The sequence below is a fragment of the Streptomyces sp. UNOC14_S4 genome, assembly GCF_020740835.1.
GTDB lineage: Bacteria > Actinomycetota > Actinomycetes > Streptomycetales > Streptomycetaceae > Streptomyces.
Window position 1 is genome coordinate 1 of the sequence record NZ_JAINFC010000462.1, and the last position, 6,063, is coordinate 6,063.

A 6,063-nucleotide genomic window follows, 5' to 3' on the forward strand; every position below is an offset into this window, starting at 1 on the left:
CGGCCTACCCGCCGCCCCCGGGCCGGCCCTTCGGCACGCCGGGCATTCCCGGTGCCCCGACCACAGGCGGCCCAGGCGGCCCAGGCAGCCCAGGCGGCCCCAGCAGTCTTGGCGGTCCCATCGGCCCCGGCGCTCCCGGTAATAAGAAGCGCACGGCCATCATCATCGGCGCGGCGGCCGCGGTACTGCTCGCCGCCGGCGGCGGCGTATGGGCGCTGACCGGCGGAAGCGACGACTCGGGCAAGAAGAAGCCCGTCGCCCACGGCAGCACCGCCCCCGGCAAGGGCGGCGACCAGGGCGGCGGCTCCGCGGGCCCGCGCGACGGCGGTGACGACGACCCCAACGACCGCCGCCAGGCGGGCGAGGCGAAGCTCCTCATCGACCAGAAGGGTCCCGACGTGGACTCCGCCAGCGCCGCGATCCCCGGCGTCTGGGTGATGGGCGACTACGTCGTCAAGGCCGTGCAGGACAAGGTCGTCGCCTACGACACGTCCAACGGCAAGGAGAAGTGGACCGTCCAGCTCCCCAAGCGGGTCTGCGCGGCGCCCAAGGACGCCACGGACGACGGCAAGGTCGTGGTGGCGTACGACGGCGACAAGAAGGACGAGTGCGCCAACTACGCCATGATCGACCTCAAGGCGGGCAAGAAGGGCTGGGACAAGCCCATCCCCAAGTCCGGTGGCTTCGCCGAGAGCTTCATCGGTATGGACATGGCCATCAGCGGGAACGCGATGGGAGCCGCCTGGTTCGGCGGTTCCGGCATGATCCGGGTCAGTGACGGCGAGCCGATCTCCACGCCCGAGGTCAAGGCGGGCTGCGGCGTCGACGGCTACGCGGGCGGCAAGGCCCTGCTGCGCTCCTGGCAGTGCGTCGACGACAAGACCTCCCACATCGAGAAGGTCGACCCGGCCACGGGCAAGGCCGTCTGGACCTGGGACGGCCGTCAGGGCATGACGACGCGGAAGATCTACTCCACCGAACCGGCCGTCGTCTCCCTCGGCTCGGACGATCGCAAGAGCGGCGGCATCATCGCCCTCAAGGACGGCAAGGAGCGCTCGGTCATCGACCTCGGTTCCCAGTCGTACGCCCCGACCTGCGGCATGTCGATCGTCAACCGCGACCTCGGCGGCTGCCAGGGCCTGGCGGTGACGGACAGCACCCTCTACCTGCCGACCGAGGGCAACTACTCCTCGGGCAACGAGATCCACGCCTTCGACCTCGACACCGGCAAGCGCAAGTGGGCCGCGAAGAACAGCGCCAAGACCGAGCTCATGCCGCTGAAGGCCGACGGCGACAAGGTCATCGCGTACCAGAAGGGCACGTACGACAAGCCGGGCTCGGTCGTGAGCGTCGGCGCCGACGGCGACCCCAAGGTGCTGCTCCAGATCCCCGACGCGATGAAGTCCGCCGAGAGCTACTTCTTCGGCGCGCGCTATCTCTACGACAGCGACCGCTTCTACATCGCCTCGACCCGCCTGTCGACCGGCAAGTCGGAGGACGGCAACAGGATGCTGGTGGCCTTCGGCAAGGGCTGACGCCGCCCTCGTCGAGGACGAGTACGCGCACTGGGCGGGCCGAGCGATCGGCCCGCCCAGTCGTACGACGGCCAAGGCCCGACGGGCGGACGGGCGGACGGGCGGTACGGCGCTACGAAACGGGGCCGAAGGTCAGTCCATCCGCCGGGCCGCCCCCAGCAGCCCCACCTCGGCTGCCGTCGGCCGCACGTCCACGTACATATGGGCTCCCCGGGCCCGCGTCGCGCACCACAGCGTCACTCCGTCCGCGAGCGAGGGCAGGGCGGCCACGTCGTCCGCCCCCAGCCCCAGCAGCCGTCCGAGCTGTGCGGCCTCCTCCGGCGACACCCGCTGCACCCCCACGAGGTCGGCACCGGTCACCAGGCGCGGAGCGTCCGGACCGAGGTAGGGCAGCAGGGTGACGACGGGCTGCCACGGCGCGGCGACGACGCGCCCGCGCGGCGGCCGTACACCGCAGTCCCGCACGACGAGCACGGGGCTGTGCACCGACGCGCCCTGCGGCGGCACCCGCCCGACATCGTGCAGGGTGACGCACGGCTGCCCGCTGTTGGCGGCCTGAGCCAGGGGCGTCCACAGCTGGCGCCGGCCCGTCTCGACGGCGACGCGGGCACCCGTGCCGACCGTGCGCAACGCGATGACCTGTGCCGTCCACGCGCCGCCGATCAGCACGGCGTCGAAGGGTGTCGGGCGCCCCACTCCGAGCACGGCGGGCGCGTCGCGGGAATCGGTGCCGATCACCACGCCGTCGTCCCCGACGGGCAGCGCCAGCGCCTCGAACTGCTCGGGCGCCAGCTCGTGCCGGCTGCGGCGCGGGCCGAGCAGCCCGAAGCCGAAACGGCGCCGGGACGCGGCACCGCCCACGCCCGCGCCCCCGGGACCGGGCCGGGACTCCCCTCGACCGGGACCCGCGCCCGCGCCCGTCCCCGCTCCGGCCCCGGAATCGGGCCTGGAACCGTTCGCTGGCGAAGGGCGGCCCGGGGCGGGCGTCGCCGCCATGCCGGGCAGGGGTGAAGCCGTGCTCATCAGCGCGTCCCTCCCAGGGGCAGCGTGGCCAGGACACCCGGCACCTGCTCGTTGTCCAGCCGCACCAGACCGGCCTTCACACCGCGCGCGGCCCGCTCCAGCTCCCGGCCCGTGGCACCCAGCTCGTCGGCGCTCCGGCCGGTGACCCGTATGTGCGCGGCCATGCTCGGCGCGTGTCGGCCGCCCGGCGTACGGCCGCGCCCGAGCGTCAGACTCAGCGTCGTCGACAGCGCGGGCAGCGAGGTGAGCAGCGCGGCGAGCTGCGGCAGGGGAGTGCCCCCGGGCCCCAACTGCGGCCAGCGGCCTATCCAGTACGTGCTGTGCCACCGGTCGTCGCACCGCCAGGCCCGCGAGCTCTCCGCGGTCCGCCGCGTCGGCGTGCTGCTGCGACCGGCCTGCGCCGAAGCCGTCGGATTGACGTTCGCGGCGGTCGACACGGCGGCCGCCAGCCCGTCCTCGGAGAGCAGCTCCGCCCGGAACCCGGCACCCTGCAGACGGCTCGCCAGCTGATCCGCCGCCCGCAGCAGACAGCGCCGCGTACCCTCCACGCCGCCACCGCGGGCCTCGACGGCCTCCCGGCACAGCTCGGGGTCGAGCTTGAGCGCTATCCAGGTCAGCCGCACGGCGGGCGTCCCGGCCATGGCCTGCAACGGCGCGTAGTTCCGGGCGGCCAGGGCCTCCGACGACAGGTGCGGGGCGGGCGCGGGCAGGGTGCTCTGCACCACCTGCACGGACTCCAGGCGGATGCCGTCGACGTCCATCGCGTCCCGCAACAGGGCGAGCGGCAGTGCCTTCTCCACCCGCAGCGGCCGCAGCGGCGCGTCCACGGCGTCGACCCGCAGCACCGCCGTCAGGAACGTGCCGTCACCGATCAGGCCGACCTCGCGGTGCTCCCGGTCGGTGAAGGAGCTCGTCCGCAGCTCGGGCTCCCACTCCAGCAGCGGCGCGAGCCCCGGGTCCGTACCCGGCGGGGCGGGCACGGCCCGCTTGCCGCGGCGGCGCAGCAGCACCGCGGTGGCCAGCCAGTCCGCTATCGGCCGACGGCCCCGGCGCACGAGCGCGAGGAGGACCAGCACCGCGGCGATCACGACCGCGGGCGCCAGCGCCAGCGGCCCCGTGACCCACCCGACCAGCACCAGCGCCGCCGCGACCTCCAGCAGCACCAGTTGCTGGAGCCGCACCGGCCCCACGTCACCCGGACGCGACACGGCCCGCGGTGCGACCACGTCCGGCGACGGCGCGGCGCTCCGTGACGCCTGTACGCGCGCTGCGGCACCCATGCCCGGCAAACCCCCTCGACCTCACACTGATCCCTACCGGCATAGTAGGGGGCCGGTACGACAACCGGACCGCGAGCGTCGTCCGTCCGCGGACTGTCGGACCATCAATAGAGGCAACAGAGGCAACAGAGGCCGAGCAGCCGACCACTGGGGAGAAGCGGCGACACATGGCATCACGCCGGGATCAGCTCAACGCGTACACCTTCGCGAAGAAGCGGACAGTCGCCGCTTTCCTGCAACCGTCCCCCAGCGGAACGGAGGAAGGCGCACCGCGTCCGCTGCGCGCGGTCCTCCCCGGGGTCGTCGTCGGGGCGCTCCTCGTCGCCGGGTTCGGCGCTTGGGGCATGTTCCGTCCGACCGCGCCCAAGGGCTGGGACGACACCGCCGCCCACGTCATCGTCGGCAGCAACTCCACCACCCGCTACGTGGTGCTGGAGACCGACAACAAGAAGCAGCTCCACCCCGTCCTGAATTTCGCCTCCGCGAAACTCCTCCTCACCCCCGACAAATCCACGGTCATCAAAGTGAAGGAATCCGAGCTCGACAGCGGCCACATCCCGCGCGGCCCGACGCTCGGCATTCCCTACGCCCCGGACCGCATGCCCAGCCCCGGCGAGGCCGGACACAAGAAGCAGTGGGCCGTGTGCGAACAGCCCGGAGGAAACGAGAAGACGACGCAGAAGGCCGTCTTCCTCTTCGCCGACCGCGACCCGAAGCTCAAGCGGCTCACCGGACGGGACCGGCTGCACGACAACCAGGCCCTGTACGTCCAGGGGCCCGACGACGCGCGCTACCTGATCGACCCGCAGGGCACCAAATACCTGCTCGGCGGCGAGGACTGGAAGAAGCTCGCCGATACGCCCGACTACAACCTGCTGCTGCGTTCCCTCTTCCGGGACGGCGCGCAGCCGCAGCGCGTCACCAAGGACTGGCTGGCCACTTTCAACGACGGCGCTCCCATCGTCTTCCCCGAGATCCGCGGTGACATCGGCGCGAACGCCGCTGTGGGCACGCTGCCCGCGAGGGCGAACCGCGTCGGCATGGTCCTCGAAGCGCCCACCGGCGCAGGCACACAGCACTACCTCGTGCTCCAGGGCAAGGTGCAGCGCGTCTCCGAATTCGTCGCCAAGCTGCTCCTCGACAGCAAATTGCTGTCGTCCCTCGGCCAGGCGGGCACGCCCGAGCACGTCAGCGCCGCCGATTTCACCCCGGACGGCGAGGAGTTCTACGGCGGGAACCACTGGCCCTCGCGCGTGCCCCAGCAGGCCAATGCCCAGGAGGCGGGCCCGGGCGTCGAGGTGAAGAAGACGGTGTGCAGCATTTTCGGCGGCATGTCCTCCTCGGGCACTCCGGATCTGGCCACCTGGGCGGGCACGGAATACCCGGCGACCATTCCCGACGGCGCCACCAGCGCCTATGTCACGCCCGGCTCCGGACTCCTCTACCGCCAGGTCACGGGCCGCCAGACCAGCAGCGGCGCCATCTTCCTCGTCACGGACACCGGGCTGCGCTACGCGGTGCAGTCCAACAACGACAGCGACGCCGGAAAATCGAAGATCGGTGAGAACCCGGCACCTTCCCCGGGCACCGCCGACGCGTCGGAAGCCGAGCCGTCCAAGGCCCCGGCCGAGTCGGACACGGCCCGCACCAGGCTGGGCTACGCGAAGGTCGACCCCATGGCCGTGCCCGCCAACTGGTCGCAATTCCTGCCGACCGGCCCACGGCTGGACACCAATGCCGCCAGACAGCCGCAGGGATCGTGAGGCGCTGACACTGATGCGACGCATTTCTCTGGCGCTGGCGACGGCAGCGCTCATCACGCCTCTTCCCCTCGTCCCTCTCGCGCCCGTGAAGACGAATCCCGAATCCGCCTCCACCCTGCTGAACGGCGTGGGCGAATGCCGCTTCCCGGCCAAGCCGATCAAAGGCACGCCGTGGTCGCTCCAGCGCGTCCTGCTGGACCAGCTGTGGCAGGACACCAAGGGCAAGGACAGCAATGGGAAACCGGTCCGGGTGGCCGTCATCGACACGGGCGTCGACGTCCGCAATCCCCAGCTGAAGGGCGCGGTCGACGTCAGCAGCGGCGCGGACCTGCTCACCGGTATGGAAACGGCGGCCACGGCGGACGGCCCGGACGGCGTCGGCGTACGGGAAGCGGACAACGACCGCAGGGACGCGGTGAGGGCACCCAAGGCGACGCCAGGACCCACGGCACCCCCCAAGGA

At 72.1% G+C, this 6,063-nt stretch carries 4 protein-coding genes and 1 pseudogene; 3 read left to right on the top strand and 2 right to left on the bottom strand.

Going from position 1 to position 6,063, the window contains the following annotated elements; translation table 11 throughout:
- Nucleotides 1-1,535, top strand: a 1,535-nt coding sequence (locus K6I34_RS29555; protein WP_229330546.1) for a PQQ-binding-like beta-propeller repeat protein, incomplete at its 5' end; no start/stop codon positions are given.
- A 132-nt stretch (nt 1,536-1,667) separates the two neighbouring features.
- On the opposite strand, the gene K6I34_RS29560 is transcribed toward K6I34_RS29555, so the two are convergent.
- Both K6I34_RS29560 and eccE read right to left on the bottom strand, forming a co-directional pair.
- Entirely contained in the window at nt 1,668-2,531 is an 864-nt protein-coding gene (locus K6I34_RS29560) for a hypothetical protein (RefSeq protein WP_374231054.1), read from the bottom strand.
- Nucleotides 2,532-2,557: 26 nt separating this feature from the next.
- Nucleotides 2,558-3,838, bottom strand: coding sequence for a type VII secretion protein EccE (gene eccE, locus K6I34_RS29565; protein ID WP_229330550.1), 1,281 nt, complete (start codon nt 3,836-3,838; stop codon nt 2,558-2,560).
- A 167-nt stretch (nt 3,839-4,005) separates the two neighbouring features.
- Here eccE and eccB point away from each other — a divergent pair, with 167 nt between their 5' ends.
- A complete protein-coding gene (gene eccB, locus K6I34_RS29570; RefSeq protein ID WP_229330553.1) occupies nt 4,006-5,601 on the top strand; it encodes a type VII secretion protein EccB in 1,596 nt (531 codons plus the stop codon).
- Between the two features lie 13 nt (nt 5,602-5,614).
- Nucleotides 5,615-6,063, top strand: a pseudogene (locus K6I34_RS29575) (hypothetical protein); the annotation flags it as partial.

Excerpts from the sequence above, each read along its gene's own strand:
- K6I34_RS29560 (WP_374231054.1), bottom strand. The coding sequence starts at position 2,531 with ATGGCGGCGACGCCCGCCCCGGGCCGCCCTTCGCCAGCGAACGGTTCC.
- eccE (WP_229330550.1), bottom strand. The coding sequence starts at position 3,838 with ATGGGTGCCGCAGCGCGCGTACAGGCGTCACGGAGCGCCGCGCCGTCG.
- eccB (WP_229330553.1), top strand. The coding sequence starts at position 4,006 with ATGGCATCACGCCGGGATCAGCTCAACGCGTACACCTTCGCGAAGAAG.